Annotated in this window: 14 protein-coding genes; 8 read left to right on the top strand and 6 right to left on the bottom strand. The window is 60.0% G+C overall.

Annotation, left to right across the window (positions count from 1 at the left end):
• Positions 1 to 66: 66 nt before the first annotated feature.
• From NQ492_RS02975 to NQ492_RS02955, 5 genes are all read left to right on the top strand, one after another.
• Positions 67 to 2,016, top strand: a complete 1,950-nt coding sequence (locus NQ492_RS02975) for a LamG-like jellyroll fold domain-containing protein (RefSeq protein WP_015547849.1) — start codon at positions 67 to 69, stop codon at positions 2,014 to 2,016.
• A gap of 447 nt (positions 2,017 to 2,463) precedes the next feature.
• Positions 2,464 to 3,705: an MFS transporter gene (locus NQ492_RS02970; RefSeq protein WP_259873715.1), complete on the top strand. Its 1,242-nt coding sequence runs from the start codon at positions 2,464 to 2,466 to the stop codon at positions 3,703 to 3,705.
• A gap of 5 nt (positions 3,706 to 3,710) precedes the next feature.
• Positions 3,711 to 4,718, top strand: a complete 1,008-nt coding sequence (locus NQ492_RS02965) for a glycoside hydrolase family 130 protein (protein WP_259872914.1) — start codon at positions 3,711 to 3,713, stop codon at positions 4,716 to 4,718.
• A complete protein-coding gene (locus NQ492_RS02960; RefSeq protein ID WP_259873714.1) occupies positions 4,718 to 6,970 on the top strand; it encodes a GH92 family glycosyl hydrolase in 2,253 nt (750 codons plus the stop codon). The genes NQ492_RS02965 and NQ492_RS02960 overlap by 1 nt, the downstream gene beginning before the upstream one ends.
• On the top strand, positions 6,971 to 10,543 hold the full coding sequence (locus NQ492_RS02955; protein WP_259873712.1) for a GH92 family glycosyl hydrolase: 3,573 nt from the start codon (positions 6,971 to 6,973) through the stop codon (positions 10,541 to 10,543).
• Positions 10,544 to 10,778: 235 nt separating this feature from the next.
• On the opposite strand, the gene rd is transcribed toward NQ492_RS02955, so the two are convergent.
• The 4 genes from rd to NQ492_RS02935 are packed head-to-tail and all read right to left on the bottom strand — an operon-like array spanning position 10,779 to position 13,553.
• Positions 10,779 to 10,943, bottom strand: coding sequence for a rubredoxin (rd, locus tag NQ492_RS02950; RefSeq protein WP_015547243.1), 165 nt, complete (start codon positions 10,941 to 10,943; stop codon positions 10,779 to 10,781).
• 50 nt (positions 10,944 to 10,993) lie between these two features.
• Positions 10,994 to 11,524, bottom strand: coding sequence for a PH domain-containing protein (locus NQ492_RS02945; RefSeq protein ID WP_015547242.1), 531 nt, complete (start codon positions 11,522 to 11,524; stop codon positions 10,994 to 10,996).
• A complete protein-coding gene (gene ispD / locus NQ492_RS02940) occupies positions 11,508 to 12,245 on the bottom strand; it encodes a 2-C-methyl-D-erythritol 4-phosphate cytidylyltransferase (RefSeq protein ID WP_015547241.1) in 738 nt (245 codons plus the stop codon). Before ispD ends, NQ492_RS02945 begins: the two co-directional genes overlap by 17 nt.
• 12 nt (positions 12,246 to 12,257) lie before the next feature.
• Entirely contained in the window at positions 12,258 to 13,553 is a 1,296-nt protein-coding gene (locus tag NQ492_RS02935; RefSeq protein WP_015547240.1) for a M23 family metallopeptidase, read from the bottom strand.
• A gap of 959 nt (positions 13,554 to 14,512) precedes the next feature.
• Between NQ492_RS02935 and lpxK the strand changes: the two genes are divergently transcribed.
• The 3 genes from lpxK to NQ492_RS02920 are packed head-to-tail and all read left to right on the top strand — an operon-like array spanning position 14,513 to position 16,857.
• Positions 14,513 to 15,556 carry a tetraacyldisaccharide 4'-kinase gene (gene lpxK, locus NQ492_RS02930; protein WP_015547238.1) on the top strand — a complete coding sequence of 348 codons (1,044 nt, stop codon included), beginning with the start codon at positions 14,513 to 14,515 and terminating at the stop codon, positions 15,554 to 15,556.
• On the top strand, positions 15,540 to 16,346 hold the full coding sequence (locus NQ492_RS02925; protein ID WP_015547237.1) for a purine-nucleoside phosphorylase: 807 nt from the start codon (positions 15,540 to 15,542) through the stop codon (positions 16,344 to 16,346). The genes lpxK and NQ492_RS02925 overlap by 17 nt, the downstream gene beginning before the upstream one ends.
• A 4-nt stretch (positions 16,347 to 16,350) precedes the next feature.
• Positions 16,351 to 16,857: a single-stranded DNA-binding protein gene (locus NQ492_RS02920; protein ID WP_022062656.1), complete on the top strand. Its 507-nt coding sequence runs from the start codon at positions 16,351 to 16,353 to the stop codon at positions 16,855 to 16,857.
• 184 nt (positions 16,858 to 17,041) lie between these two features.
• On the opposite strand, the gene NQ492_RS02915 is transcribed toward NQ492_RS02920, so the two are convergent.
• Positions 17,042 to 17,791, bottom strand: a complete 750-nt coding sequence (locus NQ492_RS02915; RefSeq protein ID WP_015547236.1) for a LytR/AlgR family response regulator transcription factor — start codon at positions 17,789 to 17,791, stop codon at positions 17,042 to 17,044.
• A 91-nt stretch (positions 17,792 to 17,882) separates the two neighbouring features.
• Positions 17,883 to 19,253 carry a RagB/SusD family nutrient uptake outer membrane protein gene (locus tag NQ492_RS02910; RefSeq protein ID WP_118406729.1) on the bottom strand — a complete coding sequence of 457 codons (1,371 nt, stop codon included), beginning with the start codon at positions 19,251 to 19,253 and terminating at the stop codon, positions 17,883 to 17,885.
• Positions 19,254 to 19,262: the final 9 nt, after the last annotated feature.

The raw sequence follows: 19,262 nt of genomic DNA, 5'->3' as shown, positions 1-19,262 counted from the left end.
AACCGGGCGAAGCCGTTTTCCGGTTCGCTGGTAATGAACAAATCCTTAAAACCTGAACGACAAGATATGAAAATTTCGAAAATATTTCTTTTTACCGCTGCTGCGCTCGCACTCTGCGGAGCCTGCGATGACAGCGACGACAAAGTGGATCCTTCGACTACCGAAGACAAGATTTCCGTTTCGCCGATGGAAGGCGTTGTGGGGAGTAAGGGCGGCGATGTCTCGGCCATGGTTACCAGCTCGGGCGCGTGGACGCTCGAAGGCGCCGAGAACGCTTATGTGCTCCCTTCGGCCGTTAAGGGCAAGGATGGCGACATCGTGGCCTTCACCGTGAAGGCCAACGACAAGGAGGAAGACCAGGTCTTCACCTATACGTTCACATGCGGCAAGAAGACCGCGTCTTTCAAGATTACGCTCAAGAAAAAGGCCTCCGAGACCGAGGAGCAGCTCGAACTCTTCTATGCCGATGGGGCGAACATCCTGTCCTGCGAAGGCGGCAAGGTGACGGTGCTGGTTACCAGCTCGGGCGCGTGGACGCTCGAAGGAGAGTCCGATTTCGTGACGCCGTCGGCTACGAGTGGAGAAGACGGTGCCGAGATAGTCTTCGAGGTGGATCCCAATGAGACCGAGGAGGAGCGGAGCGCCAACTACGTCTTCAAGATGGGCAGTAAGGAGGTCGAATTCCAGATCGTCGAGAAAGGCGAAACTGGCGAGACCATCGAAATCACGTCGAAGTCGGAAATGCGCCTGGCTTATACGGCTGTGGAGCGTTTGGCCGTGGAGTTGACGACGAATGTCAACTATCGCAACCTGACGGCCGAAATCGTATCGGAGACCGAGGGGTGGCTGACCTATACGATTGCCCGCCCCACCGAGGGCGGCGCCGAGACCGACGTGACGGCCTATTTCTCCATGGCCCAGAACGACGGTGAGACTCCGCGTGAGGCTACCGTGACGATCAAGGGTGTGAAGAACGGCACAGCCGTGCTGAAGGTAACTCAGCTTCCCAAGTCGAAGATCGAGCCCGAGAAGTTGGCCTATTTCCTAGATGTGGAGGCTCAGACACTCGATATTCCGGTAACGGCCAATGTCGAGTTCGATGTGACGGTAAGCGAGGGGGCGACGGGCTGGTTTACCTATAATAATGCCGACGATAGCGGCCTGCACTTCACAGTGGAGGCTCTGGTTAACGGATCTGCTCGCAGCTGCGATGTCGTGCTCACCGAGAAGAACGCTCCCGACAACTCCGAGGCGCTGACGGTCAACATCAATATTACGCAGAAGCCCAAGGGTCTGATCGAGTGTGTGGCCGACATGCGCCGCTCGCGCTGCTATTTCCCGTTTTTGAAGAATGGCGGAGCGCTCAACAGCTTGAAGAACGGCACCATGGAGGCGCTGGTCAATATTCAGGAGACGCGCGTATCCGGATCTTTGTCGACCATCATGGGTGTCGAGGGTAAATTCCTCCTCCGCCTGGGCGACGTCAATGTGCCTTGGAACCAAATTCAGCTGGCCATGCAAGGCGGAAACCGTACGGATACCAAGTTGAAACTCTCCGAACTGGATCGCTGGTACCATGTCGCCGTGACGTGGGACGATACTTTCGCTTATTTCTACATTGACGGAGAACTTTTGTATCGAACCGGTATCTCCAATTACTCCGGTTTTAACCTAGGTGTGGCATACGGCGGTTCCGAGAGCGACTACAACCGTGCTTTCTGGATCGGTTATGCCTACAACGCCGACCGTTTCTTCCCCGGTTATATGGCCGAGGTGCGCGTATGGAACCGCACGCTGACCAAGGAGGAGATCAATGCCGAAAACCACTTCTACTCCGTTCCGGTGGATTCGGAAGGTCTGGTAGGCTACTGGAAACTCAACGACGGAGCAGGTCAGATTATCAAGGATCATTCTCCTTCGGGCAACAGCATGCTGGGTGAAATCAACGTCCACTCTTCGGGTGGTCAGCAGATCGGTGACCCGGGTATGAACTGGGTGGAGATGAGTCTGCCCTAATTTCGAGCGGATAAAATAAGCGTTGCCTGTCCGTCGGGAACGACGGTTCGTGTGTGGCAGCTGAATCCCATTCTGCTATGGGATTGAAAGAGCGTAACGACTCGATTTATCGAGTCGTTACATTCTTTATACAGTAGAGAAGGCAACAGTCTATTTTCAGCCTATTGCGTTCAAATACCGCATTTCAAATAACCTATCACAAGATACAAAAAATTTCGAACAGGTTTCTTTGTTAAAATACAAGATTGTATTTCGCGATTGTCGCACTATATCAGAATAAGTAATAACCTATTGTGATTTAGTATAAAACATATAAAAAAGTTGTTCATATCGGATGAAATCCGTATATTTATAATGTTTTAAGCATTCTTTTAGTTGTGTATTATGCAATCTCTTAGTCATCTTAAACATTCTCCTTTGGAATGGGTTCCGAGTTTGTACTTTGCGATGGGGCTTCCGTTTGTGGTTCTGAACATGGTTTCTGCGGTTCTGTACAAGGACCTGGGGATCTCGGATGCTCAGATCGCGTTCTGGACCTCTCTGATCATGTGGCCATGGACGATCAAGTTTCTGTGGAGCCCTTTTTTGGAGCTTTACCGGACGAAGAAGTTCTGGGTCGTGGGGAGCCAGTTGTTGAGCGGCGTTCTGTTCGGCGTCGCGGCCCTGTCGCTTCACCTTCCGCTGTTCTTCTCGGTCAGTGTTGCTGTCTTTGCGGTCGTTGCGTTCAGCGGCGCCACGCACGACATCGCGGCCGACGGCGTCTACATGTCGGAACTCACGACGCAGGATCAGGCGAAGTATATCGGCTGGCAGGGGGCTTTCTACAACCTTGCGAAACTTGTCGCCACGGGCGGTCTGGTGTGGCTTGCGGGGTGGCTTTACGAGGGTTTCAGCACCTCGGGGACCGCATCGTTCGACGCTTATGTCCGTTCGTGGACGGTCGTTTTGCTGCTCCTGTGCGTCACGCTCGTCGCTTTGGGCCTTTACCATCTCCGCGCGCTTCCTTCAGGCGGTTCGGCTTCAGAAGGCCGCTCGCTGCGGGATGGCCTTTCGGGCCTGAAAGAGGTTATCGCGGCGTTCTTCACCAAACGGCATATCTGGTACTATATCGCCTTCATCATCCTGTACCGGTTGGGCGAGGGCTTCGTGATGAAGATCGTTCCGCTGTTCCTCAAAGCGGATACCGCATCCGGGGGCTTGGGTCTTACGAACCAGCAGATCGGCCTTTACTACGGGACTTTCGGCGCGGGGGCGTTTCTGCTGGGCTCGCTTTTGGCGGGCTACTACATCGCCCGACGAGGTCTGCGGCGCACTCTTTTCACACTGTGCTGTATCTTCAACCTGCCGTTCGGGGTCTACGCCTTGCTTGCATGGTTCCAGCCTTCGAGCATGTGGCTCGTCGGCGGGGGCATCGTCGTGGAGTACTTCGGCTACGGCTTCGGCTTCGTGGGCCTGACGCTGTTTATGATGCAGCAGGTCGCTCCGGGGCGTCACCAGATGGCGCACTACGCTTTCGCTTCGGGTATTATGAACCTCTCGGTGATGCTCACGGGCATGGCTTCGGGCTTTTTGAGCGATCTGATGAGCTACCGGATCTTCTTCCTCGCGGTGATGCTCGCCACCATTCCGGCTTTTGTGATCACCCGGCTGGTTCCCTTTACCTATGACGACAAACCAAACGACAAATAATTTATATGGATACACTGAAAATTGCGGGCTCGAATCAGCCCGATATGCCGTGGGAGGATCGTCCCGCCGGCTCCAAAGAGGTGATGTGGCGTTACACGCAGAACCCGATCATCGGGCGTCATGCGCTTTCGACGTCGAATTCGATCTTCAACTCGGCGGTCGTTCCCTTCAAAAAAGGAAAATATAACTATGCGGGCGTTTTCCGGTGCGACGACACGAACCGCCGGATGCGCATCCACGTGGGCTTTTCGGTCGACGGCCTTCGGTGGGAGATCGAGGAGTCCGACTTCCGGCTGGAGGGTGCGGACGCCGAGATCGGCCAGTGGGTCTACGGCTACGACCCTCGCGTTGCGAAGATCGGCGACAAATACTACGTTACGTGGTGCAACGGCTACCACGGGCCGACGATCGGCATTGCATGGACGGACGATTTTGAGACGTTCCACCAGCTGGAAAACGCCTTCATCCCCTTCAACCGCAACGGCGTGCTGTTCCCCCGCAAGATCAACGGCCGTTTCGCCATGCTGTCGCGTCCGAGCGACAACGGGCATACGGCTTTCGGCGACATCTTCTATTCGGAGAGTCCCGACATGGAGTTCTGGGGCCGCCACCGGCATGTGATGTCTCCGGCGGCTTTCGAGGTGTCGGCATGGCAGTGCATGAAGATCGGTGCGGGTCCCGTGCCCATCGAGACGAGCGAGGGCTGGCTGCTGCTCTACCACGGGGTGCTGCGCTCGTGCAACGGTTATGTCTATGCGTTCGGTTCGGCGCTGCTGGATTTGGAGGAGCCTTGGAAGGTCACGGCCCGCAGCGGTCCCTACCTGATCTCCCCTCGCGAAACGTACGAATGCATGGGCGACGTTCCGAACGTGACGTTCCCGTGCGCTGCGCTGCACGACCCCGCGACGGGGCGCGTGGCCGTCTACTACGGATGCGCCGACACGGTTACGGGCCTTGCGTTCGGCTATATCCCCGAAATCATCGACTTCACGAAGCAAAACTCGATCCTCTGATGCGACTGCGACGAACGCTGCTTACCCTGGCGCTCGCCGCAGCCGTTTTCGGTGCTGCGGCTTCTGCGCAGACCCCTGCCGACCGGGTCGACCCGTTCATCGGGACTACGAACTTCGGGACCGCGAACCCCGGGGCGGTCACGCCGCACGGGATGATGTCGGTGGTTCCGTTCAACGTCATGGGGTCGGAGGAGAACGTCTACGACAAGGACGCCCGCTGGTGGTCCACGCCCTACGAATACCACAACAAATTCTTCACGGGCTTCGCGCACGGCGCCTTGAGCGGCGTGGGGTGCCCCGAGCTGGGCGCGCTGCTGACGATGGCCACGACGGGCCCTCTGACGGTGGATTACCGGGAGTACGGCACGTCGTACAGGGACGAAAAGGCCTCTCCGGGCTATTACTCGGTCTTTCTGGACAAGTACGGCGTCCTTGCCGAAGCCACGGCCACGGCGCGTACCTCGGCCGAGAGGTACACCTTTCCGGAAGGCACAGGGCATATTCTGTTAAATCTGGGCGAGGGGCTTACGAACGAGAGCGGTGCGATGGTTCGCCGGGTGAGCGCCACGGAGATCGAGGGCACGAAGCTGCTGGGGACGTTCTGCTACAATGCGCAGAAGGTTTTCCCGGTGTACTTCGTGCTGCGCGTTTCGAAGACTCCGAGTGCCGGCGGCTATTGGAAGAAGCAACGGAAGATGACGGGCGTGGAGGCCGAGTGGACGCCGGACAACGGGAGGTATAAACTCTATACGGAGTACGGGCGCGAGCTTTCGGGCGACGACGTGGGCTACTGGTTCTCCTTCGACGGCCTTGCGGCGGGCGAGCAGGTGGAGGTGCGCATGGGCATCTCGTATGTCTCTACGGAGAACGCGCGCAAAAACCTCGATGCCGAGCAGGCCGCGGACGCACCGTTCGACGCCATCCGGGAACAGGCCCGCAAGGGCTGGAACGAGGCTCTGGGCAGAATCCGGGTCGAGGGCGGCGCCGAGCAGCAGCAGAGGGTGTTCTACACGGCGTTGTACCATGCGCTGCTGCACCCGAACCTCGTGAGCGACGTGAACGGCGAATACCCGCTGATGGAGCGTTCGGGCGAGACGGGCGTGACGGATGGCGAACGTTATACGGTCTTCTCGCTGTGGGACACCTGCCGCAACCTGCACCAGCTGCTGACGCTTGTCTACCCGGATCGTCAGCGGGAGATGCTGCGCTCGATGACGGGGATGTACGAGGAGTGGGGTTGGCTTCCGAAATGGGAGCTTTACGGCCGCGAGACCTTCACGATGGAGGGAGACCCTGCGATCCCGGTGATCGTCGACAGCTGGATGAAGGGCCTTCGGGATTTCGATGTCGCCAAGGCCTACGAGGCGATGCGCAAGTCGGCCACGACGCCCGGTGCGCAGAACCGCATGCGGCCCGACATCGACCCCTATATCGAAAAAGGCTATATCCCGCTGGGATTCTATGCCAAGGACCTTGCGGGCGACACCTCCGTCTCGCACGCGCTGGAGTACTACATGGCCGACGCTGCGCTGTCGCTGCTGGCCGACTCGCTCGGACAGGGGGACGACGCGCGTCTGTTCCGCGCCCGCTCGTTGGGCTACAAACGCTATTACAGCCCGGAAAGCGGGACTTTGCGTCCGCTCCATCCCGACGGAACTTTTTTAAGCCCCTTCGACCCGAAGGCGGGCGAGAACTTCACGGCGGCTCCGGGCTTCCACGAGGGGAGTGCGTGGAACTATACGTTCTACGTTCCGCACGACGTGGAGGGGCTTGCGAAGCTGATGGGCGGACGACGCAAATTCATCGACAAACTGCAAATGGTCTTCGACGAGGGATTGTACGACCCTGCGAACGAACCCGACATCGCCTATGCGTATCTTTTCAGCCGCTTCCGGGGCGAGGAGTGGCGCACGCAGCGGGAAACCCGGCGGCTGTTGGAGCGATACTTTACCACCGCCCCCGACGGCATCCCGGGCAACGACGACACGGGGACGATGTCTGCGTGGGCTGTCTTCACGATGCTGGGCCTCTACCCCGACTGCCCGGGCGAGCCGTACTACACGCTGACGTCCCCGACGTTCGACCGTGTGGAGATCGACACGGAGCGGGGAACGCTGGTGATCGAAAAACGCGGCGAAGGGTATATCGACCGGATGACGCTTGGCGATAAACCGTTGAAAAATTATCGTATCTTGCACGATGAATTGCTCAAGGGCGGAAAACTTACTTTTGAACTTCAAACTGGAAAATAGATGAAACTTACCGGATTCTTATTCGCCGCGGCCCTGCTGGGCGCGTGCACGCAGCCTGCCGCGGAGGAGAATTACACGCGCCATGTCGATCCGAAGATCGGCACAGGCGGCCACGGGCACGTCTTCGTGGGTGCCAACGTCCCCTTCGGCCTGGTGCAGGTGGGTCCGACGAGCATTCCGCAGACGTGGGACTGGTGCTCGGGCTACCATGCGAGCGATTCGACCGTTATCGGCTTTTCGCACACGCACCTTTCGGGCACGGGCATCGGCGACCTGTTCGACATTACCGTCATGCCCGTCGTGGGTGAAGTGACCTATGCCCGCGGCGAGGAGAATGACCCGGCCTCGGGCCTGTGGTCTTACGCCGACCGTACGCGGGAGATCACGAAACCCGGTTATTACTCGGTTCCGCTTGTGCGCTACGGCATTACGGCCGAGCTGACGGCCACGGAGCGCGTGGGTCTGCACCGCTACACGTTCCCGGCGTCGGACGCCGCAGCCGTGGTCTTCGATCTGGAGAACGGCGGCTGCTGGGACAAGGCCACCGATACGGGCTTCCGCTTCTCGGACGACAGCACGCGCATCGCCGGATGGCGCTGCTCGACGGGGTGGGCCAAAAATCAGGAGGTCTACTTCGTGGCCGAGTTTTCAAAACCCGCGAAGGGGATTTCCTACCTGCAGCCGGGCGAGATAGACGATTCCAAAATGCCCCGGATCGCGGCCCGTTATGCACGTGTGGACTTCGACACGGCGGAGGGCGAACAGGTGCTCGTGAAAGTGGCCCTTTCGCCCGTAAGTATCGAAGGCGCGAAGGCAAACCTTGCGGCGGAACTCCCCGGATGGGATTTCGACGCTACGGCGGCCGCTGCCGACAAGGCGTGGAACGATGAATTGTCGAAGGTGAAGATCACGACCGCGGACGAGACGGCCCGCAGGATTTTCTATACGGCCCTTTACCATACGATGATCGCCCCGTCGCTCTTCTGCGACGTGAACGGCGACTACTACGGTTCGGACCATGCGATCCACCGCAACGCCGATTTCACGAACTATACGACCTTCTCGCTGTGGGACACCTACCGGGCGGCGATGCCGCTGATGACGGTGCTGCATCCCGAGAAGATGGCCGACATCGTGCAGACGATGCTGCATATCGCCGACGAGCAGGGCCGCCTTCCGGTGTGGCATCTGTGGGGCAACGAGACCGACTGCATGGTGGGCAACCCGGGCATCGTAGCGGTGGCGGACGCCATCGTGAAGGGCATCGGGGGCTTCGACCGCGAAAAGGCCTTCGAGGCGATCCGTAAGACGGCCATGAATCCCGACCGGGGCAACGGCCTGCGCATGGAGTACGGCTACATCCCGTGCGAGATGTTCAACGAGGCCGTAGCCTATGACATGGAGTACGCTTTGGCCGACGGCGCGGCGGCGCGTGCCGCCGAGACGCTGGGCAAGGCGGAGGATGCGAAGTATTTCGAGGAGCGCAGCCATAGCTACCGCAACTATTTCGACCCTGCGACGCGCTTCATGCGGGGCCGGGATTCGCGGAAGGGCTGGAGGACGCCCTTCAATGCGTTCGCCTCGACGCACCGCGCCGACGACTACTGCGAGGGCAACGCCTGGCAGTACACCTGGCTGGCTCCGCACGATGTCAAGGGCCTCGAAGGGCTGTTCGGCTCGCGTGCGAAGATGATTGAAAAGCTGGATTCGCTCTTTACGGTAAGTTCGGTCATCGAAGGCGGCGAGACCTCGCCCGACATCTCGGGGCTGATCGGGCAATACGCCCACGGCAACGAACCGAGCCACCATATTTTGTACCTCTATACGATGCTGGGGCAGCCGTGGAAGACGGCCGACAAGGTCCGCGAGGTGCTCACGACGCTCTACCACGACCGGCCGGACGGATTATCGGGCAACGAGGACGTGGGGCAGATGTCGGCATGGTACGTCCTCTCGTCGCTGGGAATGTACGAGGCCGAGCCTGCGGGCGGACGCTACTGGTTCGGATCACCGCTCTTCGACCGGGCCGAAGTGAAGGTCCCGAGCGGTGTGTTCACGATCACGGCCGAGAACAACTCCGCTGCGAACAAATATATCCAGCGGGTGTGGCTCAATGGCCAACCCTACACAAAGCCTTGGATCGGTCATGCCGACCTGATGAAGGGCGGGGAGCTGCGCTTCGAAATGGGGGCCGAAGAGAAGGTGTGGTACTGTCCGGACGAACCGGAGGCGTACGCCGACCAGCGGCCCGCGGAGGAGCAGCGGCTTTTTAAGTCGGAAGCAGTGGAAGGGGAGATCGCCCGCGTGTGCGGTCTTCTGACCAACGAACGCCTGCGGTGGATGTTCGCCAACTGCTTCCCCAACACGCTCGACACCACCGTACACTACGGCGAGGACGAGGCGGGCAATCCCGATACCTACGTCTACACGGGCGACATTCCGGCCATGTGGCTCCGCGACTCGGGGGCGCAGGTGTGGCCCTACGTGCAGCTGTGTAAGGAGGACCCGGCGTTGCAGAAGATGATCGCGGGGGTGATCCGCCGCCAGCTGAAGCTGATCAACATCGACCCCTATGCCAACGCCTTCAACGTTGCGCCGACGGGGGCGCACAACAAGACGGATTTTCCGCAGGCCGACCCGATGGTCTTCGAGCGCAAATGGGAGATCGATTCCCATTGCTATCCTCTGCGCCTTGCGCACCATTACTGGAAAACCACGGGCGACACGTCGGTCTTCGACGGGGAGTGGATCTCTGCGATGCGCAATATTGTAAAGACTTTGAAAGAACAGCAGATGAAGGAGGGGCCGGGCGATTACATCTTCCTGCGCACGACCGACCGCCAGCTGGATACCCGCTGCCATGTGGGGCGCGGCAACCCCGTGAAACCCGTGGGGCTGATCGTCTCGGCGTTCCGCCCCTCGGACGACGCCACGACCTTCGGATTCCTCGTGCCGTCGAACTTCATGGCCGTCACGTCGCTGCGCAAGGCTGCCGAAATCCTGACGGCGGTGAACGGCGAGCGGGAGCTTGCCGCGGAGTGCACGGCGCTGGCCGACGAGGTGGCCGGGGCATTGCAGCAATACGCTGTCGTGGAGCATCCGGAGTTCGGAAAAATCTACGCCTTCGAGGTCGATGGTTTCGGCAGCACGCAGCTTATGGACGACGCCAATGTGCCGTCGCTCTTGGCCATGCCCTATCTGGGCGACGTGGAGCGCACGGACCCGATTTACGAGAACACGCGCCGGTTCGTGTGGAGCACGGAAAATCCCTATTTCTGGCGCGGAGCTGCCGGAGAGGGCATCGGAGGACCCCATATCGGCGTCGAAATGATCTGGCCCATGAGCATTATGATGCGGGCCTTCACGGCGACCGACGACGAAGAGATTCGCGACTGCATCTGCCAGCTGATCACCACCGACGCCGGAACGGGATTCATGCACGAAAGTTTTTCGCGCCACGATGCCGCGGATTTCACCCGCGCGTGGTTCGCCTGGCAGAACACCCTCTTCGGGGAGCTGATCCTCAAACTCGTAAACGACGGGAAAACGGACCTGCTGAATTCCATCCGATAATGAAGAACCGCGCATTCATCGTTCGGAAGGCCCTCTCCCCGGACTTGTTGCGCGGCTCCGAACGCCGCAATGTCGCTGCTCCCGTCTTTTTCCGGCCTTGCCGTCCCCTGGTGGATCGGTTATGAACCGGCCTGCCGGCGTCCGTGCGAAAGGCAGGGGGCGGGAAATTGCGGGTTTGTTAACGAAAAGATGCGCTCCCTTCCGGGGCGCATCTTCCGTTTCTCCGAAGCGGGGCCTATTCCTCGACCTCTTCGAAATTGCTCTTGTCGACGCCGCAAACCGGGCATGCCCAGTCGTCGGGAATCTCCTCGAACGGCGTTCCGGGGGCGATGCCTCCGTCGGGATCGCCGACTGCGGGATCGTAGATCCACTCGCAGACTACACAACGATACTTTTTCATCTTTTACTCGTTTTATAAGGTGAATAATGGGTATGCAAATTGGCTGCCGCTTACGCCTCCTCCTCGGCATCTTCGTCGGGGCGGTTTCCGCCCGGCGGAGTGAGTTCGGCCACCAGCCGGTCGGCATCGGCGCACGAGACGTAGAGCCGGTCTTCGTAGATGTCCGTGATCTCGACGAAATTCCGCCACTCCGAGGCGTAGAGCCGCACGCGGTCCAGCCTCCGCAGGTCGATGAAGTGTCCGTAGTAGCCGAAGAACCCGCATCCGCCGAAGATCGGCAGAAACCATTTCATGCGTTTGGGGTCCACCCGGCGCACCGAGGCGATTTCGTCGCGGCGTATTTCGGTGATGTCCAGCAGACAGCGCACTTCGACCGTCTCGTCCGACACGACGATCTTGCGGGGAATCGACAGCGACATCAGGGCCACCAGCGCCACGATGAACGAGGTGAACCACGCCGAGAGGTAACCCCCTTCGTACAGGTGGTACAGCAGGCCGCCCAGCAGGACGAAGACGATGATGTAAATCAGCGTCCAGTAGATCGTGCTGTGATCGAAGCGGTATTTATACGTGCTCTGCATCGGTAGTCCCTTCTTCGTTTTCGGCCTCTTCGCGTGCGGCGATCAGCGCTTCGGCGATGACGAAATCCCCGGGGGTTGTGAGTTTGAGGTTTTCGCGCTCGCCCTCCGCCAGGCAGACCGCCTGTCCGACGGCCTCGACCACCGAAGCGTCGTCGGTGAACTCCGCGCGGTATTCGCTCTCGTAGGCGCGGCGCAGGACCTCTGCGCGGAAGATTTGCGGGGTCTGCACGATGCGCAGAAGCCGGCGGTCGACGATGTGCGACGCAGCGCGCCCTGCGGCGTCCGCCTCTCCGTCCGTTTCGCGGAACGAATCCACCGGCTCCACGACCGGAATCGCAGCCCCGTGTTTTGCGGCGGCTTCGGCCACACGGCGGATCATCGCGACGCTCCCCAGCGGGCGCACGCCGTCCTGCACGGCGATCAGCCCGGGGTCGGACGTCAGCGCGGCCAATCCGTTCCTCACCGAGTGGAACCGCTCCGCGCCTCCCGCGGCGATTTTGTGTTCGGCGACATCGAAACGCGCCGAGAGGTTTTTCCAGAACCCGATGTGCTGTTCGGGAAGTACCGCCACGATCTCGGCGCCGGGCAGCGCCGCGGCGAACGTGTTGATCGTGCGCGCCAGTACGGGCATGCCGCCCAGAAACCGGAACTGCTTGGGCCGTGCGCCGCCTGCGCGGCTTCCGCTGCCCCCTGCTACGATGATGACTCCCGTGCGTTCCATAGGCCTGTCGTTTTATTGTTTGTCGGGTGTTTGTACGGTTGCGGGCAGGACGAGCGAATCGAGCTGCGTGATCTGCTCCTCGGGGCTGACTTCGCCGTTGAGTTCAGCCGTGATGCGGTCGCGGACGAATTCGAACAGCGCGCGGTTCTCCCTGGCGATCGGCTCGGCGGGTTCCGACGGAATCTTCAGCGGGTCGATCGGCGTGCCGTTCTTCCAGACGCGGTAATCGAGGTGCGGGCCGGTCGATGCGCCCGTCGAACCGACGTAGCCGATCAGCTGACCCTGCGACACGCGCGAACCTTTGACGATGCCCTTGGCATAGCCGCTCAAGTGGAGATAACCCGTCATCAGGTTGCCGGCGTGCTTGATCTTGAGCGTGTTGCCGCCTCCGCCGCCCCAGCCTTTGAAGGTCACCGTGCCGTCGGCCACGGCGTGTACGGGCGTACCTTTCGGCGCGGCGTAGTCGACGCCCGTGTGCGGGCGGTAGACCTTGTAGATCGGGTGTTTGCGGGCGTAGGAGAATTTCGAACTGATGCGCGAGTATTTCAGCGGGGCCTTGAGCATCTGCTTGCGCAGGCTCGCGCCGTCCGCCTCCCAGTACTGGATTTTGCCGCCCTGGCGGAACGGGATGGCGTAATACTCCTTGCCGCCCTGCGAGAACTTCGCGCCCCAGATGCGCCCGATGCCCACCGACACCGTGTCGTCGATGAACCGCTCGTCGTAGATCACCGTGAAGTCGTCGCCCTTCTGGATGCCGAAGAAATCCACCGTCCACTGGTAGATGTCCTCCAGTTCGGCGGCCAGAGCGTAGGGCAGCTGCTGCTCCATGATCGCGCCCCAGAGCGAGGAGTTGATCACGGCGCTTTTCTTCGTGCGGCGCAGCGTGTAGGCCTTGGCGTCCTTGCGCACGGAGACCGAGTCGTCGTGGAATCCGAAGACCACGTAGTCGGTGACCGATATTTCATAGGCGAGGTAGTCGAGATGGGGTGCGTAGAGCGAATCCTCGTGGATAAAGGCCGTGTACTTGTGCCCGGCGCGGATGTTGCGCAGCGGGAACACCTCCTTCGAGGCTTTGTCCAGCCGGTCGACCGCGAGGGCCGACACGCCGAATCCGTTGAGTATTTTCCCCAGCGTTTCGCCGCTTCCGACCTCCCCGGTCTCGGTGCGGTAATCGTCGGCATTGATGCCGTAGAGCATGTTGTGAGGCTCCTCTGCGTCCTCCACTTCCACCGCCGGACCCTGGGTCCGGTTGCAGGCGCCTGCCGCTGCGAGCAGCAGGGCGCATATCGTTATTTTCAGACCGTTCATAAGATGAAGACAAAGATAGTGCAAGACGGGCGCAAATGCAAACTTGTTTGCAATTTGCCGAGCCGCCGCCTGTATAAGGCGCTGCCAAAGATAGTGCAAGACGGGCTCAATGCCAAATTTTTTTTGCGGATCGCTTGTCGTCGTGCGGTGCGGACCGCAGGGACTGTCGGTGCTTTTTGACCGTCCGGGAGACAGAACCGCGGCGGTTGCCGCGGGGTATAGCTACCTTTTGGTGTCAAAAGGTAGCGCCAAAATCATCCGCATGTCGCTTTCGCGGGAACAACCTCCGGCCCACGTTGAGCGGGCGCAGCAAGAACAAGACTATGCAGCCTCCCGCTCCGGGCACGCGGGCTGTCGGTTGTTCTTGTTCCGCTGCAAGCGAGAATGCGGACTTTTCTCGCCGCGTTCCGCGGCGAACGACTCCCGCTTGGCAAAAAAGGCGTTCAAAAAGATGCGGACTAAAAGCGCGAGCGGAGGGGACGGTTTGTTTACAAACCCGCGAATAGTCGCCCGGAGCCAGCGTTAGGCCGCGTCTTTTAGCCTTTTTTGTCGGCGGGGCGGTTTTTGCGCCGCTTTTTGCCGACCAAAAAGCGGCAAAGAACACCAGTCGCAGACTGCGATCAGGACTTTTTGCGGAAAAAAGGTACAAAACACCCGCGACATCGTCACGGCTTTCTCGCTACTTTTGACACCAAAAAGTACAAAGTACCCCGCGGGCGAAGACCGCGGTTAACAGCCGACCAAAAAGCGGCAAACAACACCAGTCGCAGACTGCGATCAGTACTTTTTGCGACCCAACAGCATCTGGAAATCCCCGCGACAGGGGGCGGTGCCCGGGCCTCCGTTTCCGCAAAATCAGTCGCTATTTTCCGCTCTGGAACCAGATTTGCGACTTTTGGTTTGGTGGTCCCGGGAAAAATCGTTACCTTTGAAAGTTATCTGTTCAAACCGATAGAAAGATGCTCAAATGCCTGCTCGCGCCTGCGGCCTTCCTCTATAAAGCGGGGGTGACGTTCCGTCACCGCCTCTTCGACTGGGGCATCCTCAAAAGCGAGAAGTTCGACATTCCGATCATCTGCATCGGCAACATCACCGTTGGCGGCACGGGCAAGACTCCGATGGCCGAAATGGTGATTGCCTACATGTCCCAGATGCACAATGTGGCGCTGCTTTCGCGCGGCTACGGACGCCGCACGAAGGGGTATCTTGAAGTTCGGGCCGATTCGCACTACCGCGACGCGGGCGACGAGCCGCTGCAAATCAAACTCAAGTTTCCCGATACGGTGGTCGCCGTCTGCGAGAAGCGTTCCGAAGGTATCCGCCGCATCTGCGCCGAGCATCCCGAGGTCGATCTGATCGTTATGGACGACGGCTTCCAGCACCGCTACGTGGAGCCGAAAATCAATATCGTGATGATCGACGCCACGCGGCCCGTCCAGCACGACAGGATGCTGCCCGTGGGGACGCTGCGGGACCTTCCGGAGGAGTTGCACCGCGCCCACTATTTCGTAGTCACGAAATGCCCCGAGCGGATGGCCCCGATCGACCGCCGCATTCTGCGCAAGGTGTTGATCCAGGTGGCCTACCAGCGGGTCTATTTCACGCGTTTCGAGAGTTTCATGCCCCAGCCTCTCTATGCCGAGGAGGCGTCCGGCGAGCCGCTGGCGCAGGGGCGGCCGGTGATCGCCCTTTCGGGCATCGGCAACCCGAAGCCCTTCGTGCAGACGCTCCGCGAACGTTACGAGGTCGTGGCCGAGATGACGCTCGACGACCACCATGTCTACAAAGTCCGCGACATGAACGCCCTCGCGGCGCTTCTGGAGAAGCATCCGGGCGCGGTAATTGTTACCACCGAGAAGGATGCCGTCAAGATGACCAACCGGGCGAAAATCCCCGCCCGGGTCCGCAGCAACCTGTACTATTTACCGATAAATATTTCATTCATAGAGGATTCGGCAACGGATTTTCTGCAAAAATTAGAAGAAGATGTTAGAGGAAATTAAGAAAACCGCCGCTTTCGTCAGAACCCGGACCGAGGATTTCGCGCCCGAAGTGGGGATCATACTCGGAACCGGACTGGGCGATTTCGCCGATAAGATCGACGCCCGGTTCATCATCGAATACAAGGACGTTCCCGGATTCCCCGTTTCGACGGTCGAGGGCCACAAGGGCCGCATGATCTTCGGAGAGATCGAAGGCCGCCGGGTCGTCGCCATGCAGGGCCGCTTCCACTACTACGAGGGCTACACGATGCAGCAGGTGACCTTCCCGGTGCGCGTGATGCAGCAGATCGGCATCAAATACCTCTTTGTGTCGAACGCTTCGGGCGGCATCAACCCGTCGTTCCGCGTGGGCGACCTGATGGTCATCACCGACCACATCAACCTGATGCCCAATCCGCTGATCGGTCCCAACATGGCCCAGCTCGGGCCGCGTTTCCCCGACATGCACAACTGCTACGACAAGTCGCTGATCGCCGCTGCCACGAAGATCGCCGAAGAGGAGTCGATCAAGCTCCAGTACGGCGTCTATGTCGGCGGCACGGGTCCCACGTTCGAGACGCAGGCCGAATACCGCTATTTCAAGGCCATCGGCGGCGACGCCGCGGGCATGTCGACCGTTCCCGAGGTGATCGTGGCGCGTCACATGTCGATTCCCGTCTTCGGCGTGTCGGTTATCACCAACTGCGGCCTTTCGGACGAGGTGGGCGATCACGAGGACGTGCAGCGTCAGGGCAAAAAGGCCGGCGTGCGCATGGAGCTTCTTTTCCGTCGAATGATTAAAAACCTGTAAACTTATGGTAAATAAGGTTATATTGATCGGCAACGTGGGCCTCGATCCCGAGGTGCGTACGACCGAGGGCGGCGTGAAGGTCGCCCGCGTCCGTCTGGCGACGACGGAGCGTCTGTTCGACCGGGCGTCGAACGAGACGAAGGAACACACCGAGTGGCATACGATCACCTTGTGGCGCGGTCTTGCCGACGTGGTGGACCGTTTTGTCCGCAAAGGCTCGCAAATCTACATCGAGGGGCGCCTGCGCACCCGCGAATGGATGGACAAGGACAACAACAAACGCTATACGACCGAAATTCTGGCCGACACGATGAACCTCTTGGGGCGTCGCTCGGACAATCCCGCTTCGGACGGCGCTCCGGCTCCCTCCTACGGCGCACAGCCGCAGGGGGCTTCCTATGGCCAGCAGGGCGGTTATCAGCAGCAGACACCCCGTCCGGCAGCGGCTCCGCAGCCCCAGCCGGCGGCTCCTTCGGTCCCGGCCGACGATCCGGACGACCTGCCTTTTTGATTTTCGATTTATAAGCGGCTGTTTCCGCACATCCCTCGAACGGGGCGAATGGAATGTACTTCAAGTACTACCCATCCGCTCCGTTTTTCACGATGCGCGAAACTCACTCGCTTAAAATCAAAAATTGCAGGGATAATCCGAAAAATCCGTTCTCGGAGGGTTTTATGGCTGATGGTTTGGAGTGCTACCGGTTCAGCCACTGCCTGAAATCGGGCACGCGGTCGGTGCTGACGAACGCCTCCTCTCCTTCGGCGAGGGGCGGGTGGAGCACCACCTTGATTCGGCTGCCCGAGTAGCGTATCATCTCCCGGATGGCGTCGAAGGCGACGATGAAACGGCGGTTGATCCGAAAAAAGAGGTTCGGCGGCAGTTTTTCGCCCACTTCGGTCAGCGTGCGGTCGACGATGTAGTCTTTTCCGTCGTGGGTCACGAGGTGGAGGTACTTGCCGTCGGCCATGAAATAGGCGATCTCGGCCGTGGTGACCGATTTCATCCGGGCGCCCATGTGTACCAGGAACCGTTCCTGGTAAACCGGTGGCGTCTGCGTCGGGGCTCCGTGCTCCGCAGACGCGCTTCCCCCCCCCGATAGAAGCCCCAGCTTGTCGATCGCCCGCTGCAAATCCTCGCGTCCGAAGGGTTTCAGCAGGTAGTCGATGCCCTTGTTTTCGAAGGCTTTCAGGGCATAGGAGTCGTAGGCCGTGATGAAGATGACCGGCACGGAGATCTCCGTGCGCTGGAAGATGTCGAACCCGCTGCCGTCTCCGAGGTGGATGTCCATGAAAATCAGGTCGTGACCGACGCCGGCGATGACAGCGGCGGCCTCCGCGACCGACGATGCCGTGGCGACGACCTCGATCTGCGGCGCGACCTCTGCGAGCGTCGTGCGCAGCTCCGCGACCGACAGCGGCTCGTCCTCTATGATAATGGCTCTCATGGCGTGTAAAATTATAAAAAAAACAGTCCGGTGCAAAAACCGGACTGTTTTTTCATCGGGACCCCGAAGGTCTCCGGACCGTTCCCTCGGTTCAGTCGTTCAGCTCGGGGTTGCTGTCGATGGCCGACTGCGGGAAGGGCAGCGTGTAACGCGCGTCATTCGCATTGAGCGTGTAGGTCCGGTCCTTGTAGGTTTTGACGATGGCCGGCCGGGTCGTCCGGCGGAGGTCCATCCAGCGGTGTCCTTCTCCGATCAGTTCGCGGGCGCGCTCGTCGGCGATCTCTGTGCGCAGCTGCTCCGCATCCATCGCTCCGACCTTCGTGCGCTGGGTCTCCATCGCCTCGGGTTTCAGCCGCTTGGCCTTCAGGTCGAGCAGGTATCCCTTGGCCTTTTCCAGTTCCGCAGGCAGGTATGAGCCGGCTTCGGCGGCGATGAGGTACATCTCGGCGATGCGGATCGACACGCGGTCCGACGACGAGCGGTTCACGCAGTATCCCAGCAGCGTCGGCGTCCAGTTTTCGTCGTAGGCATTCACCGGGTTGAGGTAGTTGCGGCGGTTGTCCGTCGCTTCGTCCAGCAGCCCGAGGATCTTGTCCGACAGGATGCTGGCGCCGCGCAGATCGCCGTTTCCGCCGCCGAACGGGCGTTCCCAGGCCAATATGGCTTCCGGAGAGGTCGCTTTCCACGGCAGGTCGCCGCTTTCGGGAGAGGCATTGAAATCCACCAGTTCGTATTTGGGCAGCAGGCCCGTCGCTGCATCGTAAGCCGCCTGCCAGTTGCGCATGTAGAGCATGACGCGTGCCTTGAAGGCGGCGAGCGCATCGAGCGAGAACCGGTAGTTGAGCGTCGGACTCTCCTGTTTCTCCAGGGTCATCGTCCTTTCGGCGGCCTCGATGTCTTCGACGATCTGCCGGTAGACTGCGGCGACGTTCGTCGGGCGGTATTTCTGCTCGATGTCGATGTAGGTGGACAGGGGTACGCCCCGGTCGGTCGAAGCGGTCTGCGGATCGTAGGGCTTCCCGTAGAGGTTCACCAGATCGAAGTGTGCGTAAGCGCGCATGGCATAGGCTTCGCCGAGAATCTGCCGCTTGTCTTCCGAGGAGTCGTCGTCCGCGTCCGCCACGCCGTCGATCACGGCATTGGCCTGGAAGGCGGCGCGGTAATAATATTGGTAGGGATACTCCCACATCTGCGTTTCGTACTGCCAGGTGTAGTTGTAGGAGAGGGCTATGGCGTCGCTGCTGTCGAAGAAGTTGCCTTCGTGGAACATGCCGACCTCATCGGACAGCAGTCCGGTGTAGGCCTTCGAACTGGTGTAGGGAAACCGGCTGTAACCCTCGGTGAGCAGCGCCCGGTATTCCGAGGTCTTGTGGGGAATCACCTTTCCGACAGGCTCGATTTCCAGGTAGTTGCACGAGGCGAGTCCCAGTGCGGCAAGCAGGATATATGCGTTTTTTCTCATTTTTTCAAC

Source organism: Alistipes shahii WAL 8301 (assembly GCF_025145845.1).
In the GTDB taxonomy this organism is placed as follows: domain Bacteria; phylum Bacteroidota; class Bacteroidia; order Bacteroidales; family Rikenellaceae; genus Alistipes; species Alistipes shahii.
Note: the sequence above shows the minus strand (reverse complement) of the source record. Positions and strands in the feature narration are given on the sequence as shown.